The 18,470-nt window shown below is 73.5% G+C and carries 15 protein-coding genes and 1 pseudogene; 4 read left to right on the top strand and 12 right to left on the bottom strand.

From position 1 onward, the window contains the following. Positions 1-61 precede the first annotated feature (61 nt). The 4 genes and pseudogenes from AC6JBM_RS12250 to AC6JBM_RS12235 form a co-directional block, all read right to left on the bottom strand. Positions 62-1,123 (bottom strand): hypothetical protein, encoded by a 1,062-nt coding sequence (locus tag AC6JBM_RS12250; protein WP_497983719.1) that lies wholly within the window; start codon positions 1,121-1,123, stop codon positions 62-64. Positions 1,124-1,128: 5 nt separating this feature from the next. Beyond that, positions 1,129-1,341 carry a hypothetical protein gene (locus AC6JBM_RS12245; protein WP_497983718.1) on the bottom strand — a complete coding sequence of 71 codons (213 nt, stop codon included), beginning with the start codon at positions 1,339-1,341 and terminating at the stop codon, positions 1,129-1,131. 70 nt (positions 1,342-1,411) lie between these two features. Next, a pseudogene (locus AC6JBM_RS12240) lies at positions 1,412-2,269 on the bottom strand (permease); the annotation flags it as partial. 105 nt (positions 2,270-2,374) lie between these two features. Then, positions 2,375-3,235, bottom strand: coding sequence for a phosphotransferase enzyme family protein (locus AC6JBM_RS12235; protein WP_497983717.1), 861 nt, complete (start codon positions 3,233-3,235; stop codon positions 2,375-2,377). Positions 3,236-3,524: 289 nt separating this feature from the next. On the opposite strand from AC6JBM_RS12235, the gene AC6JBM_RS12230 reads away from it, so the two are divergent. Both AC6JBM_RS12230 and AC6JBM_RS12225 read left to right on the top strand, forming a co-directional pair. After that, positions 3,525-4,118 carry a TetR/AcrR family transcriptional regulator gene (locus AC6JBM_RS12230; protein ID WP_350616760.1) on the top strand — a complete coding sequence of 198 codons (594 nt, stop codon included), beginning with the start codon at positions 3,525-3,527 and terminating at the stop codon, positions 4,116-4,118. Then, positions 4,115-5,161 (top strand): MBL fold metallo-hydrolase, encoded by a 1,047-nt coding sequence (locus AC6JBM_RS12225; protein WP_497983716.1) that lies wholly within the window; start codon positions 4,115-4,117, stop codon positions 5,159-5,161. Before AC6JBM_RS12230 ends, AC6JBM_RS12225 begins: the two co-directional genes overlap by 4 nt. 13 nt (positions 5,162-5,174) lie before the next feature. Here AC6JBM_RS12225 and AC6JBM_RS12220 read toward each other — a convergent pair whose 3' ends face one another. Beyond that, positions 5,175-7,910, bottom strand: coding sequence for a dipeptide ABC transporter ATP-binding protein (locus AC6JBM_RS12220; protein ID WP_497983715.1), 2,736 nt, complete (start codon positions 7,908-7,910; stop codon positions 5,175-5,177). Then, on the bottom strand, positions 7,903-8,910 hold the full coding sequence (locus AC6JBM_RS12215) for an ABC transporter permease (protein WP_497983714.1): 1,008 nt from the start codon (positions 8,908-8,910) through the stop codon (positions 7,903-7,905). The genes AC6JBM_RS12220 and AC6JBM_RS12215 overlap by 8 nt, the downstream gene beginning before the upstream one ends. A gap of 81 nt (positions 8,911-8,991) precedes the next feature. Here AC6JBM_RS12215 and AC6JBM_RS12210 point away from each other — a divergent pair, with 81 nt between their 5' ends. Next, entirely contained in the window at positions 8,992-10,653 is a 1,662-nt protein-coding gene (locus AC6JBM_RS12210; RefSeq protein ID WP_497983713.1) for an ABC transporter family substrate-binding protein, read from the top strand. Positions 10,654-10,888: 235 nt separating this feature from the next. Here AC6JBM_RS12210 and AC6JBM_RS12205 read toward each other — a convergent pair whose 3' ends face one another. The 5 genes from AC6JBM_RS12205 to AC6JBM_RS12185 all read right to left on the bottom strand — a co-directional run bounded on the left by AC6JBM_RS12205 (position 10,889) and on the right by AC6JBM_RS12185 (position 16,492). Further along, positions 10,889-11,161: a GlsB/YeaQ/YmgE family stress response membrane protein gene (locus AC6JBM_RS12205; protein ID WP_350616769.1), complete on the bottom strand. Its 273-nt coding sequence runs from the start codon at positions 11,159-11,161 to the stop codon at positions 10,889-10,891. Positions 11,162-11,255: 94 nt separating this feature from the next. Continuing rightward, positions 11,256-13,448, bottom strand: coding sequence for a glycoside hydrolase family 3 N-terminal domain-containing protein (locus AC6JBM_RS12200; RefSeq protein ID WP_497983712.1), 2,193 nt, complete (start codon positions 13,446-13,448; stop codon positions 11,256-11,258). A 6-nt stretch (positions 13,449-13,454) separates the two neighbouring features. Then, positions 13,455-14,714 (bottom strand): MFS transporter, encoded by a 1,260-nt coding sequence (locus AC6JBM_RS12195; protein WP_497983711.1) that lies wholly within the window; start codon positions 14,712-14,714, stop codon positions 13,455-13,457. Positions 14,715-14,808: 94 nt separating this feature from the next. Beyond that, on the bottom strand, positions 14,809-16,002 hold the full coding sequence (locus tag AC6JBM_RS12190) for a Dyp-type peroxidase (RefSeq protein ID WP_497983710.1): 1,194 nt from the start codon (positions 16,000-16,002) through the stop codon (positions 14,809-14,811). Between the two features lies 1 nt (position 16,003). Beyond that, a complete protein-coding gene (locus AC6JBM_RS12185; RefSeq protein ID WP_497983709.1) occupies positions 16,004-16,492 on the bottom strand; it encodes a copper chaperone PCu(A)C in 489 nt (162 codons plus the stop codon). Positions 16,493-16,560: 68 nt separating this feature from the next. Between AC6JBM_RS12185 and AC6JBM_RS12180 the strand changes: the two genes are divergently transcribed. Continuing rightward, positions 16,561-17,109 (top strand): copper resistance CopC family protein, encoded by a 549-nt coding sequence (locus tag AC6JBM_RS12180; protein ID WP_497983708.1) that lies wholly within the window; start codon positions 16,561-16,563, stop codon positions 17,107-17,109. Here AC6JBM_RS12180 and AC6JBM_RS12175 read toward each other — a convergent pair. Then, positions 17,036-18,457, bottom strand: coding sequence for a PepSY-associated TM helix domain-containing protein (locus AC6JBM_RS12175; RefSeq protein ID WP_497983707.1), 1,422 nt, complete (start codon positions 18,455-18,457; stop codon positions 17,036-17,038). The two genes, AC6JBM_RS12180 and AC6JBM_RS12175, sit on opposite strands and share 74 nt — an antisense overlap. Between the last annotated feature and the right edge of the window lie 13 nt (positions 18,458-18,470).

The raw sequence follows: 18,470 nt of genomic DNA, 5'->3' as shown, positions 1-18,470 counted from the left end.
CCTCGCGCAGGTCTCCGGCGGCGGCGAACAACGGATCCACGCCTCGAACTTAGACCACCGCCTACGGGATCGCCGCGAGGTCGAGCAGGTGCCACGTCATCGTCTCGGTGTCGCCGGTCGCCCACCACAGCCAGGAGCCGGACAGCCCCTCGGCCGTCGACACGGCGAGCGGGGTGCGGCGGCGCGTTCGCAGGTCGTACATCGTCAGCCGCTCAATCGACGTCGACGCCTGCGGGGAGATCGGGGCCGCGAGGAACTCGAAGCGGTCCAGCGCGGCGATGTCGAGGAACAGCGTCACCTCGCGGTCGACGTTCACGCGGCCCGTCTCGCCGCTGCCGTCGGTGCGGTGCAGGGTGACGACGGTGCTCTGCCGCGTGCTCGCGACGGTGCGGCACCACACCGCGCCGCAGTACACGTCGCGCCCCGGCGGCTCGTCGAAGGTGCGCCGTTCGCCGGTCACGAGGTTCAGCTGCAGCACGGGCTGCCCGCCGATGCCGTCGTCGGTCGCCCAGGGCCAGGCGGTCAGGTGGTACGTCCCGTCGAGCGGCCGCACCGTGACCTCGCCCCCGTCCAGCGGCACGGATCGCAGGTCGGTCGTCGGCACCGTCAGTCCCCGCGTGGCCGTCCACCAGACCCGGCCTTCGGCGATCTCGAGGTCGTGCATGCCGCCGGTGAACAGCGGGCGGCCGGTGTCGGTGGTGAGGACCTCGGCGGCGCCCGAGGCGTCGGCGCGGTGCAGGGTGGTGCGGGTGCCGCCCTGGTCGTCGGCGACGCTCGACATCCAGTAGACCCGGCCGTCGGCGACCCGGACCGCGTCGAACGAGCCGCCGCCCGCGATCGGGATGCGCTCGAGCCGGAGCGGGGCGGCAGAGCCCGATCTGTCCGACGGGTCGAGCAGCGCGAGCGAGGCGGTGTCCGGGTCGGCGTCGGCGATCTGCACGACGAGGTGCCGCGGGTCGAGCACGGCGGCGGGGCTGAACGTGGTGCCGTCGGGCAGCGTGGCGGACACGTCGAGCGTCGGCGGGACGGGCGGCGCCGGCTCCGGCTCCGGCGCGGCGGGCAGCATCAGCAGGGTGCCCGCCGCGAGGACGGCCGCGGCCACCCGCAAACGCTGGGTGCTCATGGCGCTCATGACTCGTAGGGCTGCTTCGGCGCCGGGCCGCGGAACACCCGCACCAGGTTCACGGCCGCGACGGCGACCAGGACGGGGCCGGCGACGAGGAGCGGCCAGTGCCGCCCGGGCTTCACGTAGCGCACATAGGTGCCGGTCCAGGCCGTGCGCACGAGTGCGCCGCCGATCAGCAGCAGCGCCACCGACTGCACCCCGGCGCGGCCGCTCACAGCAGCGCTCCCGCGGTCGCGACCGCCAGGGTCACGCCGACGGCGAAGGCGGCCGGACCGGCGCGGCCGCTCACAGCAGCGCTCCCGCGGTCGCGACGGCCAGGGTCACGCCGACGGCGAAGGTGGCCGGGGCGAACCGGATCGCGAACCGGCGGCCGGACGCGCCGACCTGCATCGCGAACAGCTTCAGGTCGACCATCGGCCCGGCGACGAGGAACGCCAGCCGGGCGGTGAGCGAGCACTGCGGCAGCGAGGCGGCCACGAACGCGTCGGCCTCGGAGCAGATCGACAGCAGCACCGCGAGGCCGGCCAGGGCGACGACGGCGAGCACGGCCCGTCCGGCCAGCGCGTGCAGCCATTGCTGCGGCACCAGCACGTTGAGGCAGGCGGCCGCGGCGGCGCCGAGCACGAGGAAGCCGGCGGCGTCGGCGGCGTCCTGGCGTACCGTCGCGAAATAGGCGGCCGCCCGGCTCCCGGACACGGGTTCGCGGTGCGGGGTGCGCAGCCAGTCGCCGCGCCCGAGCCGGAGCCACAGCCAGCCCATCGCCACGCTGGTGGCCAGGCTCGCGACGAGCCGGGCGACGACCATCATCGGCTCGCCGGGGAAGGCGACGGCGGTCGCGGCAAGCATGACCGGGTTGATCGCGGGCACGGCGAGCAGGAACGCCGGCGCGGCGGCCGGGGTCACGCCGCGGCGCATCAGCGCGCCGGCGACGGGCACCGAGGCGCACTCGCAGCCGGGCAGCGCGAGCCCGGCGACGCCCGCGACCGGCACCGCGAGGGCCGGCCGGGCGGGCAGGGCGCGGGCGAAGAGGCGCTCGGGCACGAGCGCGGCGATGGCCGCGGACAGCAGCGTGCCGAGCACCACGAAGGGCATCGCCCGCACGACGATCGCGACGAAGACGGTGACCCACTCAAGCAAGCTTGGTCGGCCGGCCGAGGCGATGGAGTCCGTCGTCGACGCTGAAGCGCGGATCGACGTGATCCGGCGTCGGCCGCGCCGTAATCTCGTCGATCGGCGCATCGGGCGGCCTCAGCGGTCGCAGAATGGCCGGGCGAGCGCGAGGTCGGCGTCCACTCGGCGCAACAAGTCGAAACCCCACGTGTTGACGCCGTCCAGGTCGACCTCGTTGTAGATGCGAGCCGCAAGGTCGTGCAGCGAGCGGGCGAGCCGGGCGTACTCGAGGTGGGTGAGCTCGAGTCGCTGCGCGCCGTAGGCGTGCAGGAAGCGCACAGGGTCGGGTCCGCACAAGGCGGCGAACAGGTCGTGCTCGCGCGGTGCCAGCATCGTCTGGCCCCAGTCGAGCAGCGTCGCGACGCGACCGTCGCGGTCGACGATGACGTTGTGAGGGAACAGGTCGTGGTGGCACACGATGTGGGGCACGTCGATCGCGCGGGCCCGTTCGATCACCGCTTCGAGCCGGTCGACGTTGGCCATGACCTCGTCGCGGCGGTCGACGATCCACGGGTGGTCGTGCCGGTCGCGCAGCACCTCGATGCACCACTCGTCCATATCGGTGCGGGGTAGGACGAGGTCGGCGATCTCGTGCACGGCGCGCATCGCCCGCGCGATCGCGTCGGCGTCGTTCCACGTTGCCTGGCGGCCGTCGACGAACGGGAACAGCGCGTAGTGCCGGCCATGGTGCTCGGAGGTGTACGAGCCGTCGAGCGCTCGCTGCGCCGCAGGAACGGGGATGCCCCGAGCCGCCAGCTCAGCGGTCAGCGCAAGTGCGGCGTCGCTGTGGGGCTGCTGACGCCAGAGTTTCACGAACCAGCGCCCGTCCGTGAACGCATCCGCTTCGAACCCGCCCGGGTGGGGCCGCAGCTCGCCCACCTCGACGCCGAAGGCGTCGCGGACCTGAGTCGTCGTCGGCGGGGTTGCTTCGCTCCACATCGAACCAGGATGCTACCGCTGCCGAGTCCTGCCGGTCGACGTCTCTTGCGAGTATCGGCTCGAGTGGCCGTGGATCTGCACGACCAGGACAAGGCCGCGAACAGGTCGTTGAACGCTTGATCGGGGATGCTCCGCGGGACCGGCTTGGGCTCCTTGGGGCTGATACACCGCTCGCCGGGACATACGTTGGAACATCAGCACTTCCCGCATGGGTCAGCCCCTGAGGCGTGCGTCACGCTGTGATCAGATGGACAATCTGAACGCCGACCGTTCAGATACTATGGGGCCGATGAGCGCGACGACAGCAGCACCGCCGGGAAGGCCCCGCGATCCGCAGGTCGACCGGCGGATCCTGCAGGCCGCCGTCGACGTGTTCGGCGACGGCGGGTGGGCCGGCTTCGCGATGGAGACCGTCGCGCGGCGGGCCGGGGTCGGCAAGGCCTCGCTGTATCTGCGGTGGAGCACCAAGGAGGCGCTGCTCGCCGACGCGCTGGCGGCCGGGCTGGTCCGGGTCAGCGACGTGGACACGGGCACGCTGCGCGGCGACCTGATCGAGCTGGCCACGCAGGTGCTCGACCGCTACACCGGCCCGTCCAGCCGCGCGGCGCTGCGCCTGCCGCTCGAGGTGGGGACGATTCCGGGGGTGGCGGAGCAGTACGAGTCGCTGCGCATGGCCCAGATCGTCGCCGCCCGCGCCATCGTGCGCCGCGGCATCGACCGCGGCGAGCTGCCCGCAACGGTGTCGGTCACGCTGCTGCTCGACACGCTGGTCGGCGGCGCGATGATGCACGCGCTGAGCACACCGGCGGACAAACGCGGCCCCATCCCGGCGGATGCGGCGCGACTGGTCGACTTCCTGCTGCACACCGGGGGCAACTCGTGATCATCACCGGGACGGATCAGCACGAGGCGTGGCAGCGGCGGGTCATGCCGCCGGTCGAGCGGGTGCGCCCCGGCGTGTGGTCGGTTCCCGTGCCGATTCCGAACAGCCCGCTGCGGTACACGCTGAGCTATCTCTTCCTCGACGACGCCGGCGTGCTGCTGGTCGACCCGGGCTGGGACTCGGACGCGGGACGCGCCGCGATCACGGCCGGGCTGGGCGCGGCCGGCGCGAGCCTCGAGGACGTCATCGGCGTCGTCGTCACCCACGTCCACCCCGACCACCACGGCATGAGCGGCTGGCTGCGCGAGCGGACCGGCGCCTGGATCGGCATGCACCCGGCCGAGGCGGCGACGCTGCCCGCCCGCTCGTGGCGCGACCGCGGCCGCAGCCCGGCGACCGACCGCGACTGGCTCCTGCGCCACGGGGCGCCCGAGTCCGAGGTCGACGAGCTGGTCATGCCGGAGGAGCGCGTCGAAGAGCTGATGGGCATGGCCGAGCCCGACCGCGCGATCGAGGACGGCGACCTGCTGCCCCTGGCCCGGCACGAGCTGCGCGCGATCTGGACGCCCGGCCACACGCCCGGCCACCTGTGCCTGCACGAGGCGAGCGCGGGCGTGCTGCTGACCGGCGACCACCTCCTGCCGCGGATCAGCCCCAACATCGGCGTGCACGCGATCACGGACGGCAACCCGCTCGGCGCCTACCTGGACTCGCTGGAGCTCGTCGCCAAGTTCGGGACGGACGAGGCGCTGCCGGCCCACGAGTACCGCTTCCGCGGCCTCGACGCCCGCGCCGCCGACCTCGTGCACCACCACGACGAGCGCGGCGCCGAGATCGTGCACGCCATCGACACCCTCGGCTCGCCGACGGGCTGGGCGATCGCGGCCGCCATCACGTGGTCGCGCGGCTGGGACGCCCTGCAGGGCATGCTGCGCCGCCTGGCACTGGCCGAGACCCTGGCCCACCTGGAGCACCTGTCCGTCCTCGGCACCGTCCGGGCGACGGCAGACTCCCCGGTGCGCTGGCACACGACCCGCGGCTGAACTCGGCCGACGCTCAGCCCGGGGCGGCATGGTGGCAGGCGGCCCGATGGTCGCCGCCGGTCATCGCGGGCTCCTCCGTCTCGCAACGGGTGCGCGGCAGAGGCTCCAGGCGGGCGTACAACGGGCAGCGACTCCGGAACCCGCAGCCCACCGGCCGCTCGTCGGCCGCCGGCGGGTCACCGGCGAGCAGGATACGCTCGCGGCCGCGCTCGGCGTCCGGGTCGGGCACCGGCACCGCGGACAGCAGCGCCCGGGTGTACGGGTGCGCCGGCCGGGCCAGCACCCCGGCGGCCGGTCCGGTCTCCACGATCCGGCCCCGGTACATCACGCTGACCGCGTCCGCGATGCGAGCCACGACGGCGAGATCGTGGGTCACGACCAGGTAGGCGAGGCCGAGGCGCTCCTGCAGCCGGGCCAGCAGCTCCAGCACCGCGGCCTGCACGGTCACGTCCAGCGAGGAGACCGGCTCGTCGAGCACGAGCAGGTCCGGCTCGACGGCGATGGCGCGCGCGATCGCGATGCGCTGCCGCTGGCCGCCGGAGAACTCGTGGGGGAAGCGTCCGGCCAGGGCCGGGTCCAGCCCGACGAGCCGCAGGACCTCGGCCGCCCGGGCCCGGGCCGGCGCCGGGGCACACCCCTGCGCCAGCATCGGCTCGGCGATGACGTCGCCGACCGGGAGCCTCGGGTCCAGGCTGGCGAACGGGTCCTGGAACACCAGCTGCATCCGGCGGCGCAGCCCCGCACGGTCGGCGCCGCTCAGGTGGGCGCCGACCGTGCGGCCGAACAGTTCGATGGTGCCGGCCTCCGGCGGCCGCAGGGCCAGCACCTCCAGCAGCGTCGTGGACTTGCCGCTGCCCGACTCCCCCACCAGCGCGTGGGTCCGGCCCGGGTCGACGGTCAGGTCGACGCCGTCGACGGCGTGGATCGCGGCGGCCCGGCGGCGCAGGACGCGGCCTCGGTACACAGGAAAGGTGCGCCGCAGGCCGGTGACCCGGAGCACGGGCGGGCCGGGCGGGCGCTCACGCACGGCGCGCGGGCGGTCGAGGCGCGGCCGGGCGGCCAGCAGCTCGCGGGTGTACGGGTCGTGCGGGTGGTGGTACAGCTGCCGCACCTCCGCCTCTTCGACGATCCGGCCGCCGCGCATGACGGCCACCGTGTCGGCGAGGCCGGCCACGACGCCGAGATCGTGGCTCACGAAGACCAGCGCGGCGCCGGTGGCCTCGCGCACGTCCCGCAGGACCTGCAGGATCTGCGCCTGGACGGTCACGTCCAGTGCCGTTGTCGGCTCGTCGGCGAGGATCAGGTCGGGGTCGTTGGCGATGGCCATGGCGATCATCACGCGCTGGCGCATGCCGCCCGAGAGCTCGTCCGGGAACGACCGCGCGCGCAGCTCGGGCGACGGGATGCCGACCAGGCGCAGGAGCTCCTCGGCTCGCCGTCGGGCCTGCGCCCGGGACACGTCGCGGTGGGCGCGCACGGCCTCCGCCAGCTGGTCGCCCACCCGGTAGACGGGGGTCAGGGCGGAGAGGGAGTCCTGGAAGACGACCGCGGCGACCCGGCCTCGCAGGCGGCGCAGGGTGCCGGCGGTGGCGCCGACGACCTCGGTGCCGCCCAGCACGATGCTGCCGGCCACCGCGGCGTCGGCCGGGAGCAGTCCCAGGGCGGCCAGCACGGTCACGGACTTGCCGGAGCCGGACTCGCCGACGAGGCCCAGGACCTGTCCACGGTGGACGGTCAGGTCGATGCCGTCCACCGCGGGCGGGGCGGCGCCGAAGCGGACCGTCAGGCCCCGCACGGCCAGCACGGCACCGTCGGGCGGGGGCGGCGCCGCGACCGGGTGCGGGGGCCGGCGCCGGGCCGGGCCGGAGCGCGGGTCGACGGCGTCGCGCAGGGCGTCGCCGACCAGGTTGACCGCCAGCACGAAGACGACCAGCAGGCCGGCCGGGAAGAAGAACATCCACGGGTACGTGACCGCCGAGGCGGTGCCCGCGGCGATCAGGGTGCCCAGCGACACGTCCGGGGGCTGGACGCCGAAGCCGAAGTACGACAGGGACGTCTCGGTCATGACGGCGGCGCCGACGGCGAGGGTGGCGTCGATGATGAGGAAGGACGCGGTGCTCGGCAGAACGTGGCGGACGATGATCCGCGGCGCGGAGACGCCCATGAACCGGGCCGCGCGGACGAACGGCAGGTCCTTGAGCGAGATCGTCAGGGACCGCACGACGCGGGCGGAGATCATCCAGCCGAAGATCGCGAGCAGGCCGACGAAGGCGACCCAGCCGCCGGCGCGCAGCCGGGGCGACACCACGGCGATGACCAGGAACGACGGGAACACCAGGAGCAGGTCGACGACGAGGACGAGGGCGCGCTCGGTCCAGCCGCCGACATACCCGGCGACCGCGCCGACGGCGGCGGCCAGGGCCGTGGCGACCACGGCCACGGCGAGGCCGATGAGCAGCGACTTCTGCAGCCCGCGGACGGTCTGGGCGAACACGTCCTGGCCGATGCCGTTGGTGCCCCACCAGTGCGCCGCGGAGGGGGCGGCGCGCAGGGCGGCGTAGTCGATGTCGGCGTACGACCAGCGGGCCACCAGCGGGCCGGCGAACGCGAGCAGGAACAGCAACGCGACGACGGCGGCGCCGAACCGGGCGGCCTTGTCGCGGCGCAGACGCCGGGCGACGACCCGCAGCCGGGTCGGCGGCGCCTGGCGGACCTCGTCGGCGACCTCCGCGGCGAGCGTGTCAGCCACGGCGGCCGCCGAGGCGCACGCGCGGGTCGAGGACGGCGTGCAGGACGTCGGCGAGGAGCCCGGCGAACAGGACGGTGACGGCGGCGAAGAGGTTGACCGCCACGACCGCGTTGACGTCGTTGTTGTTGACCGAGTCGATGAACCACTCCCCCATGCCGTGCCAGCCGAAGATCTTCTCGGTGAAGGTGGCGCCGGTGAGCACGCCGAGGAAGCCGAACGAGAAGAACGTCGACATCGGGATGAGCGCGGTGCGCAGGCCGTGCTTGACCAGCACGGTGCGGCGCGGCAGGCCCTTGGCCGCGGCCGTGCGCAGGTAGTCGGCGCCGAGCACGTCGAGCATGGCGCTGCGCTGGTAGCGGCTGTAGGTGGCCAGCGTGACCAGCCCGATCGACAGCGTCGGCAGCAGCAGGTGACCGGCCCGGTCGGCGAGCAGGGTCAGCGCCGAGCCGGTCAGGCCCGGCGAGCGCTCCCCGGTGAAGGCGACGACCTGCCGCCCGGCGGCCTGGTTCGCGGCCAGCGCACCGATCTTGAGCAGCAGCGCGACGAGGAACGTCGGCGTGGACAGCAGCAGGAACGCGAGCACCGTGAACGAGCGGTCGGAGAGCCGGTGCTGGCGCACCGCGCTCCACGCGCCGGCGGCCACCCCGGCGGCGATCCCGAGGGTGGTGCCGATCGCGAGCAGCCGCAGGCTCACCCCGACGCGGCGGCCGAACTCGGCGTTGACGGAGGTGCCGGTGATGCTCGTGCCGAGGTCGCCGCGGGCCGCCCGGCCGGCCCAGCCCGCGAAGCGCTCGGTGACCGGCCGGCGGTCGTCGAGCCCGATGGCGTGCAGCTGCCGGTCCACCTGCTCGGCCGGCGGCGGGGGCAGCCGGGCCTGGAAGTACGCGCGGGGCGACAGCGCGGTCGCCGCCAGGATGTAGGACAGAAACGCGGCCGAGAGCAGCAGGACCATGTAGTACGCGAGACGGCGGGCGAGGAAGGCGAGCACCAAACCTCCCATTGACGGATATCGTATCGATGAAGGTAGCAGAAGATGTATATATAGACGGTCTGCTAAGTATGGATCAGGGAGGCGGGTTCGATGCGGAACTCCACGGCGCTGGGCCTCGTCGCGCTGCTGGCCGGGGTCGGGCTGACCGCGGGCTGCGGCGGCGACGGCGCACCCGGCAAGCAGGGCACGCCGCCGAAGACCGGCAGCGCCGACATCAACCCGCAGCCGCGCGAGAGCCTGCGGCAGGGCGGCACGCTGAAGCTCTCGATTCAGCAGTGGATCACGCAGTACAACGTCGGGCAGGTCGACGGCACGCAGGGCGACGGCTCCTCGATCCTGTCGCTGGCCGAGCCGAAGCTGTGGTTCGCCGACGACAACGGGGTGCCGGCCGCCAACCCGGACGTGCTCGCCGCGGCGGACGTGAGCACCTCCGGGGGCGCGCAGGTCGTGACGTACAAGCTGAACCCCAAGGCCGCCTGGAGCGACTCGACGCCGATCACCTGGCAGGACTTCGCCACCAACTGGAAGACCCGCAACGGCTCCGACGAGCGGTTCCAGCTCTCGGGCACGACCGGCTACGACGCCATCGCGAACGTCGAGCGCGGAGCCGACGACCGCACCGTGAAGGTGACCTTCAAGACGCCGTACGCCGACTGGCAGACGCTCTTCGACCCGCTGCTGCCCGGCAGCGCGATCGACACGCCCGAGGAGTTCAACACCGGCTGGATCGAGAAGATCCCGGTCTGGGGCGGCCCGTGGAAGATCGGCTCGGCCGACAAGACCAGCCAGACGATCACCATGGTGCCGAACCCGTCGTACTGGGGCACGAAGCCGCTGCTCGACTCCATCGTGTACCGGGCGCTGGACAGCACCGCGATCACCGAGGCCTACCTCAACAACGAGATCGACCAGGCGCCCGGCCGCCAGCCCGAGGCCTACCAGCGCCTCGCCGGGGCCGCGAACACCGTCATCCGCACCGGCGGCCGCTGGGACGAGACGCAGCTGACGCTCGGGCACGCCGGGGCGCTCGCCGACGAGCGGGTCCGGCAGGCGATCCAGAACGCCGTGGACCGTGGCGCGATCGCGTCGGCCCAGTCGGCCGGACTGCCGTTCAAGGTGAACACGCTCGGCAGCCACTTCTTCATGCCGAGCCAGGACGGGTACCGCGACACCAGCGCCGAGTTCGGGAAGTTCGACCTCGAGCGGGCCAGGCGCCTGCTCGACGAGGCCGGCTGGAAGGCGTCCGCGGACGGCCGGACCCGCACGAAGGACGGCGCGCCGCTGAAGCTCGTCTACGTGGTGAACGGCAACGGCAGCACGGACCTGCCGCAGCTCGTGCAGAACATGCTCGGCCAGGCGGGCGTCACCGTCGAGCTGCGCAAGGTGCCCGGGAACGACTACTTCGCGAAGTACGTCAACGTCGGCGCCTTCGACCTGGCCTCGTTCCGGCAGGTCGACAACGTGTTCCCGTCGCTGCTCTACCCGGTGTACCGCACCGGCGGCGACCAGAACTACGGCGGGATCGGCACGCCGGAGATCGACGCGCTGATCGACCGCGCCGGGGCCGAGACGGACCGGGGCAAGGCCACCGAGCTGCTCAACCAGGCCGACGCCCTGCTGTGGAAGGCCGGGCACTCCGTGCCGCTGTTCCAGACGCCGCAGATCTCGGCCGTGCGCCCGGGCCTGGCGAACTTCGGGGCGTTCGGGTTGCGCAGTGAGCGGCAGTACGTCGACACCGGCTGGACCAGGTAGTCACGCCGGCCCGCACCGGCACGCTCACCCTCGTCCGCGCGGATCTATGCTCGCCACCGCCGTCTGCCTGGCCCTCGCGGTGACCCGCCGCGCGCTGGCCCGGCCCGTGCCGCCGGACGCCCCGGCCCCGGCGCCGCCCGGAGGCTGGGCCGCACCCTGAGCCGAGGCCGGCCCGGCGCCGGAACACGGCGATGGCGCGGACCGGTGCCGGTCCGCGCCATCGGGTGTCGTCGGGTCAGCGAACGCTGCGTCGACCGTAGAGACCGGCGACGGCCCAGACGCCGATCGCGGCCAGCACGACCTGGATGACGATCTCGAGCCAGTCGACGCCGGAAGTGTCGGCCCAGCCGAGACCGCGGGCGATCGCCGTGCCGATGAGCGCGGCGATGATGCCGATGACGATGGTGAGCCAGATCGGGATGTTCTGCTTGCCGGGCACGACCAGGCGCCCCAACGCGCCGATGATCAAGCCGACGACCAGTGCGGAGATGATGCCGCCGACAGTCATGTCACGCCTCCATTGTTCCGGGTGTTCCCTTGCCGACGTCTATTCCCGATCCGCGCGGAACGCAAACCGGGGCATCCCCGGACCGTGGGGGCCGTCACACCGCGCGGACCTCGAAGGTCGTGGCGAGCTCGGCGGTCGAGCTGCCGCCGACCCACACGTCGAACGTCGTGGTGTCGAGGACCCAGTCGCGGACGGCCGCGTGCCAGTACCGCCGGTGCTGCGGCCCGACCGTGAACGTCACGCGGCGGGTCTCGCCCGGCGCCAGCTCGACCCGCGAGAAGCCCTTCAGCTCCCGGACGGGGCGGGAGGCGCGGCCGTGGCGCTGGTGGAGGTACAGCTGAACGACCTCGGGCGCGGGCCGCGCTCCGGTGTTGGTGACGTCGACCGACACGGTGACGTCGGCGTCCGGGGCGACGGTGTCGGCGGAGACGAACAGGTTCTCGTAGGCGAACCGGCCGTAGCTCAGGCCGTGGCCGAACGGGAACAGGGGCGTGCTCGCCTCGTCCCAGTAGCGGCGGCCCTGGTTCTGCGGCTCGTGCGAGCGCGTGTGTCCATAGTAGATCGGCACCTGGCCGACCGTGCGCGGCCAGGTGAAGGGCAGCTTCCCGCCCGGAGACGCGGCGCCGAAGAGCAGGTCGGCGACGGCGTTGCCGCCCTGGCTGCCGGGGTACCAGATGTCCAGGATCGCCGGCACGTGCTCGGCCGGCCAGCGCAGGTCGAGCGGGCGGCCGTTCATGAGCAGCAGGACCGTCGGCGTGCCGGTGGCCGCGACCGCCCGCAACAGCTCCAGCTGCCGGCCCGGCAGCTCCAGCGAGGAGCGGGACGCGGCCTCGCCGATCATGTTCTGGTGCTCCCCCAGCACCACGATCGCGACGTCCGAGGACTCGGCGAGCGCGACGGCCCGGGCGAACTCGGCGTCGGCGTCGAACCCGTCGGGGTCCTCGGGACGGTTGCCGCCGAACTGGTCGAACATCGACGGGAACTCGCGCTGGGACACGGGCACACCCTGGGCGTAGGACACCTCGGCGCCCGTCGCGCGCCGGATGCCGTCCAGCACCGTGACCGTCTCGGCGAGGTCGAAGTCGAACACCCACGGGCCGAGCGTCTCGCGCTGGGAGTCGGCGAGCGGCCCGAGCACGGCGATCGAGCCGAGCGCCCCGGGGTCGAGCGGCAGGAGGTCGCCGTCGTTCTTCAGCAGTACCGCACTGCGCCGCGCCGCCTCGCGCGCCGCGACACGATGCTCCGGGTCGGCCAGCACCTCCCGGGCCCGGTCCTCGTCCACGAACGGCTCGTCGAGCAGCCCGAGCCGGAGCTTCGCCTCGAGGATGCGCCGCACGCTCGCGTCGATCGCGTCATTCGCCGCCGGTACATCCGGCAGATGGTCGTAGGCGGGCTCCGACACGGCCATCTCGAGGTCGACGCCGGCCGTGACCGCGCGGGCCGCCGCGTCCGCCGGGTCGGCGGCGAACCCGTGCGTCTGCAGGTTCTTGACCGCGTTGGCGTCGCTGACCACGAACCCGGTGAAGCCCCACGTGTCCCGCAGCACCTTGGTCAGCAGCCAGTGGCTGCCGGAGGCGGGGACGCCGTTGAGGTCCATGTACGCGGTCATGATGTTGCCCGCCCCGGCCTCGACGGCGGCCTGGAACGGGGGCAGGTAGGTGTTCCACAGCTCGTACTCGGAGATGTTGGCCTCGTCGTAGTCGCGGCCGCCCAGGGACGCGCCGTATCCCGCGAAGTGCTTGGGACCGGCGATGATCCCGCCGCCCTGGAAGCCGCGGACCTGCGCGGCGGCCACGGCGGCGCCCAGGAACGGGTCCTCGCCGGCGCCCTCGATGATGCGGCCCCAGCGCGGGTCGCGGGCGATGTCGACCATCGGCGCGAACGTCCAGTGGATGCCGACGGCCCGCGCCTCCCGTCCCGCGATCGCCTGGCCGCGCTCGATCGTCTCCGGGTCCCAGGAGGCGGCCATCGCGATCGGCACCGGGAAGATGGTCCGCAGGCCGTGGATGACGTCGAAGCCGAACAGCGCCGGGATGCCCTGCGGGTTGCCGTCGATCGCGAGGCGCTGGAGCCGGTTGACCTCGGCCGGGTCGGTGACGAACAGCAGCGAGCCGGCCCCGCCGCGGCGCAGCGCCGCCTCGGTCGCCCGCGGCTGCTCGTCGGCGTCGACGCCCAGCGCGGGATCGGCCTCGCCGGGGAGCGTGAAGTAGAAGTACTGGGTCAGCTGACCGGCCTTCTCCGCCGGCGACATGCCCGCCAGGAGCGCCTCGATCCGCTCGTCGGTCATCGCGGCCTACCTCACCTTTCTGATCGGCAGTACGACCAGTGCGCCGATGAGCGACGCCACACCGGCGCTGTACAACAGCAGGGTGTAATTCTGGTTCGTGGCGCTGCCCAGCGCCAGCAGCGCCGCGCCGATGACGGGCGCGACGGTCTGCGGCAGGGCGTTGGCGATGTTGAACACGCCGAGGTCCTTGCCGGCGTCGTCCGGGTTGGGCAGCACGTCGACGACGAGCGCCAGGTCCACCCCCACGTAGATGCCGGAGGCCACGCCGAGCACGGCCTCGACGGCGTAGAACTGGCCGAGGGTCGTGACGTGGGACAGCGCCGCGGTTCCGGCGCCGAACAGCAGCGTCGAGCCGGCGACGAGGAACTTGCGGCGCCCGGTGCGGTCGGAGATCCGTCCGGCGATCCAGCCGCAGGCGATCAGGGCGATCGTGTAGATGAGCACGCCGACGGTCACCGCGGCGGGAGCGGAGTCGGCGGACAGCCCGACGCGGTCCTGCAGGAAGTAGAGCCGGAACGTGGTGAACATGTAGGTCGCCAGGGTGATGAGGAAGCGCGAGGCCCACGCGAGCGCGAAGTCGCGGTTTTCGCGCGGGTTCACCCAGAACCAGTCCTTGATGGGGGCCGGCGGCGGCCGGATGAGCAGCCGCTGGTCGGGCAGGACGATGGCGAACACCAGCATGGCCCCGATCGAGAGCACGGCCGGCGCCACGAACATGATCACGACCTGGTGCTGGAAGCGCTGCGCCACGTAGGTCCCGCCGAGGATGCCGACGTTCTGGGCGATGCCGAGCAGCGCCGAGACGCTGCCGCGCTGGAACGTCGGCACCTGGTCGGCGATGGTCGCGATGAACGGGGCCAGGGTCGCGTTGGCGCCCAGCTGGGCCAGGCACCAGCCGGCCGTGACGACCGCGACCGACTGGCCGAGCGCCATGACGAGCAGGGCCAGGGTCATGACGACGGTACCGGCGACGATCCACGGCCGCCGCCGCCCCCACCGAGACGTGGTGCGGTCGGAGAGCCGGCCGAAGATCACGTTGCCGACGACCGCGAACAGCGCCCCGAAGCCGGCGACGGTCCCCAGCGCGGAGGTCTTCTGCTCGCCGGGGACGATCTGCTGCACCTTGATGCCGATGCCGACGATCGCGGGCCCGAGGAGCGCGACGTAGAACACGAACTGGGCGACGATGAGCCAGACGACGTAGCGCCGTCCGACCGGTCGCGTCGGCTCGGTGAACCAGTGGTGCTCCTGCTGGGTCGGGACCACACGGCGCGCTACCCCGGCGCCCTCGGCCTATGCACGCCGGCTCGCGGCGCGGCAGCGCAGCAGCGCGGCAGGCGCAGCAGCGCGGCAGGCGCGTTCAGCCGAGGAGGGTCTGGCCGATCCAGTCGCCCTCCTCGCAGCCGGGCGGGATCGCGAACACCGCCGAGCCGATCGGGGTGATCCACTCGTTGAGCAGGTCCGCCTCGGCGAGGTTGCGCTGGATGGGCAGGAACTGCCGGGCGATGTCGCGCTGGAAGGAGGCGAAGACGAGGCCGGCGTCCGCGGTGCCGTCCGCGGCCGGGGGCTCGTCGTAGTTGTACGGGCGGCGGAAGATGCGCTGCCGGTCGCTGAGCACGTGCGCCCGGGCCGCGTGCGAGAACTCCGAGATGACCGGGAAGCCGATGGCGTTCTTCGCCCCCAGGTCGAGCGGGTCGTGCTCGTGCCGGCCGGTGAGCGGGGCGCCGTCGGCGAGGCGGCGGCCGACCGCGAACTCCTTGCCCACCGTGTCCGCCGCGTCCCACGTCTCGAGCTCGGCCCGGATGCGGCGCAGCACGAGGGTCGTGCCACCACCCCGCAGCCACGCCGGCCCCTCGTCGGTCCACACGGCCCCGGCGAAGACGTCGGTGCCGGGCTCGGGATTGGCGGTGCCGTCGACCTGGCCGAGCACGTTGCGCTGGGTCACCCCGTCGTCCTGCATGCCGCGAGCTCGCCGGAAGCCGCGCTGCACCCAGCGCACGGACGCGAACGCCCGGGCGTCCTTGACGAGCATGCGCTGCGCGTGGGCCACGGTGACCGGGTCGTCGGCGCAGATCTGCAGCAGCAGGTCCCCGCCGCACCACTGCGGCCGCAGCCGGTCGATCCCGAACGCGGGCAGCGGCCGCAGCGACTCGGGCCGCTGCGCGACCAGCCCGGCGGCGTCGAACAGGCCCGGCCCGAACCCGAACGTGACGGTGAGCCGGGCGGGCACGGCGGCGAGCTCCGGCTGCCCGTCGGCGAGCGGTGGCGTGCCCCGGGTGAGCCGGGCGGCGTCGTCCGTGAGCAGGCGCATGAGCCGTGCGAGCGCGGCGCGGCCGGTGCCGGGCTTGAGATCGAGCGCGACGAACGCGGCGTGCGCCTGCGCGGGCGTCTCGATGCCGGCCTGGTGCGGGCCGTGGAACGGCACGACCTGCCCGCCGAAGTCCACAGTGGACGGCTCCGGCCCGGTGGTCGTCACGAGCGCCGCCGCGCCGGCCCCGGCCAGCGTCAGCGCGCCGCCGGCGAGCAGGGCCCGCCGCGGGACCCGGTGCGGCACGTCAGCCCATCCCGGGCTGGTAGGACTCGTTGCCGCCGGCGAAGTCCTTGCCCAGCGCGGTGAACCGCACGGTGTCGCCGCCCTGCAGGGTGAGCGTGAAGGTGACCTGGTCGCCGGGCTTCACCGGGGTCTTCACGTCCATGAGCATGAAGTGGTCGCCGCCGGGCTTGAACTCGTGGCTGCCGTGGGCCGGGATGGTGAAGCCGCCCTCCTTGGGCTTCATCGCCATCTTGCCGTCGACCATCGTGGTCTCGTGCAGCTCCATCATCGGCGAGGCGGTGGACGTGACCGACACGATGGTGACGTCCTTGCCGCCGGTGTTCATCACGGTGCCGTACGCGGCCGACATGCCCGAGTCGGCGGTCTTCACCCACGGGTCCCGCACGACGAGCGCGGACTGCGAGGGGACCGCGGAAGGCGTGCTGGAGGCGCCACACCCCGCGAGGGTGAGCAGCAGTGCGGCGCCGAACGTGCGCAGCGGCAACGACATCGAACATCCTTAGTACAGTGTGGACAGTCACGGGGATAGTCGCCGCGACATGGCCTAAAGTTCCCGGCATGCGTTGCACCATTCGCGTTCTTCTCGTCGCCGCGGCGCTCGTGCTGCTCGCCCCGGCGACGCCCGCGTTCGCGCACTCCCGGCTCGTGGCCAGCGATCCGGCCGACGGGGCCACGGTGAGCACACCGTTGGACGCCGTCGCGCTGACGTTCAGCGACGGCGTCCAGCAGCAGTTCAGCACGGTCGTGGTGACCGGCGCCGACGGTTCGTCCTATGTAGACAGAGCGCCGCGCGTCGCCGACCGGACCCTCACCCAGCCGATCAGGCCGTTGCCGAACGGTGCGGTGCGGGTCGCCTGGCGCACGGTCTCCGCCGACGGTCATCCGATCGAGGGGCAGTTCTCCTTCACGGTCTCCGGTTCCGGGGTGCGGGCCGCGACCGCCGCCCCCTCGGCGACGACGGCGGCGACGACGGACACGACGAAGGACGCAGCCGGGGGCTCCGGCGCGATGCCGTGGGTCGTCGGCGGCGTCGTCATCGCACTGCTGGCCGGCGCCGCGTTCGCAGGCTCGCGGCGGCGTCGGCGACCAGGAACGCCAGCAGCGTGACGCCGAAGGTGGGCAGCGCCCAGCCGATCGCCGCGGTGACGAGCACACCGGCGACGAGCAGCGGCGGGCGCACCCCGCGCCAGGCGCCCCGGGCCGGCGGCGGGCCGGCCGGGGCCCGGCGATCGGCGCGCGTCGGGCGGCGCTGCCACCACATGCGGTAGCCCCACGTGATGACGCAGAGCAGGCCGATCGCGAGCGCGGCGAGCAGCAGCTGGTTGGCCAGGCCGAACAGGTAGCCCATGTGCGCCTGCACGCCCAGGGCGCTCAGTTTCGCGAGGAGGGGCCAGTCGGCGTAGTCGGTGCGGTGCACGATCGTGCCGCTGTCCGGGTCGATGGCGACCTTGTCGAAGTGGACCGGCCAGACGTTGTCGTTCTCGACGACCGACCAGGCCGCGCCCGCCTCGGCCGGGGGTGAGATCTCGATCGGGCCGGAGAGCCCGCCGGCCAGCGCGATGCGCAGCACGGCGTCGATCCGGGCCGGGTCGCCCGCGGCCGTGGCCGGGGCCTCGCCGTGGTGGGTGGCCCCGGCGGGGGCGGCCGCGCCGGTCAGGGAGGTGTCGAGGGCCGGGCGGCGGGCGTCCATCGCTTCGAGGGCGTCGCCGAAGTTGCCGCCCGCCCAGCGCGACCAGGTCAGGCCGGTGGCGGAGAGGAAGAGCAGGCCGACGACGAGCCAGACGCCGGTCGCGGCGTGGAAGCCGCGGGTGCGGCGGACGCCCTTGGCCGCCTTGAGGTCGTACAACAGGAAACGCTCGGCCCGGCGTCGCCGCTGGCGCTTCCACCAGAGGATCAGGCCGCCGAGCACGAGGACCCACAGCCAGCTCGCGGCGGTCTCGGAGTAGACGCGGCCGAGCGCGCCGAGGTGCAGGTTGCGGTGCAGGTCGTCGAGCCAGGTCATGAGCGGGGTCTCGCCGAACCAGGTGGTGAGCCGGCCGCGGATCTCGCCGGTGTACGGGTCGACGTACACGGTGTGCTGCCGCTCCCCCAGCTCCGGCAGGCTGAACACCACGCGCGTGGTGGCGTCCGGCGCGGCGGCGGGGATGACGGTCGCGAGGGTGCCGTCGGGGTGGGCGGCGATCGCGGCGGCGACCTGCTCCGACAGCGGCAGGGGCAGGCCCGGGCCGACCTGGGCGGCGTGCAGCTCGCGGTCGTAGACGAGCCGGTCCAGCTGCGGGCTGAACGCGAACAGCAGGCCGGTGACGGCGGCGACGGCCAGCAGTGGTGCGACGAGGACGCCGCCGTAGAAGTGCAGGCGGGTCAGCAGCGGGACGAGCGACCACGCGCGGCCCGTGGCGGCGGGCCCGGGTGGCAGCTCCTCGGTGGGCGGCGAGACATCGGTGGCGACTGACATAACCCCCTAGTCG

This window comes from Dactylosporangium thailandense (assembly GCF_059739745.1).
Note: the sequence above shows the minus strand (reverse complement) of the source record. Positions and strands in the feature narration are given on the sequence as shown.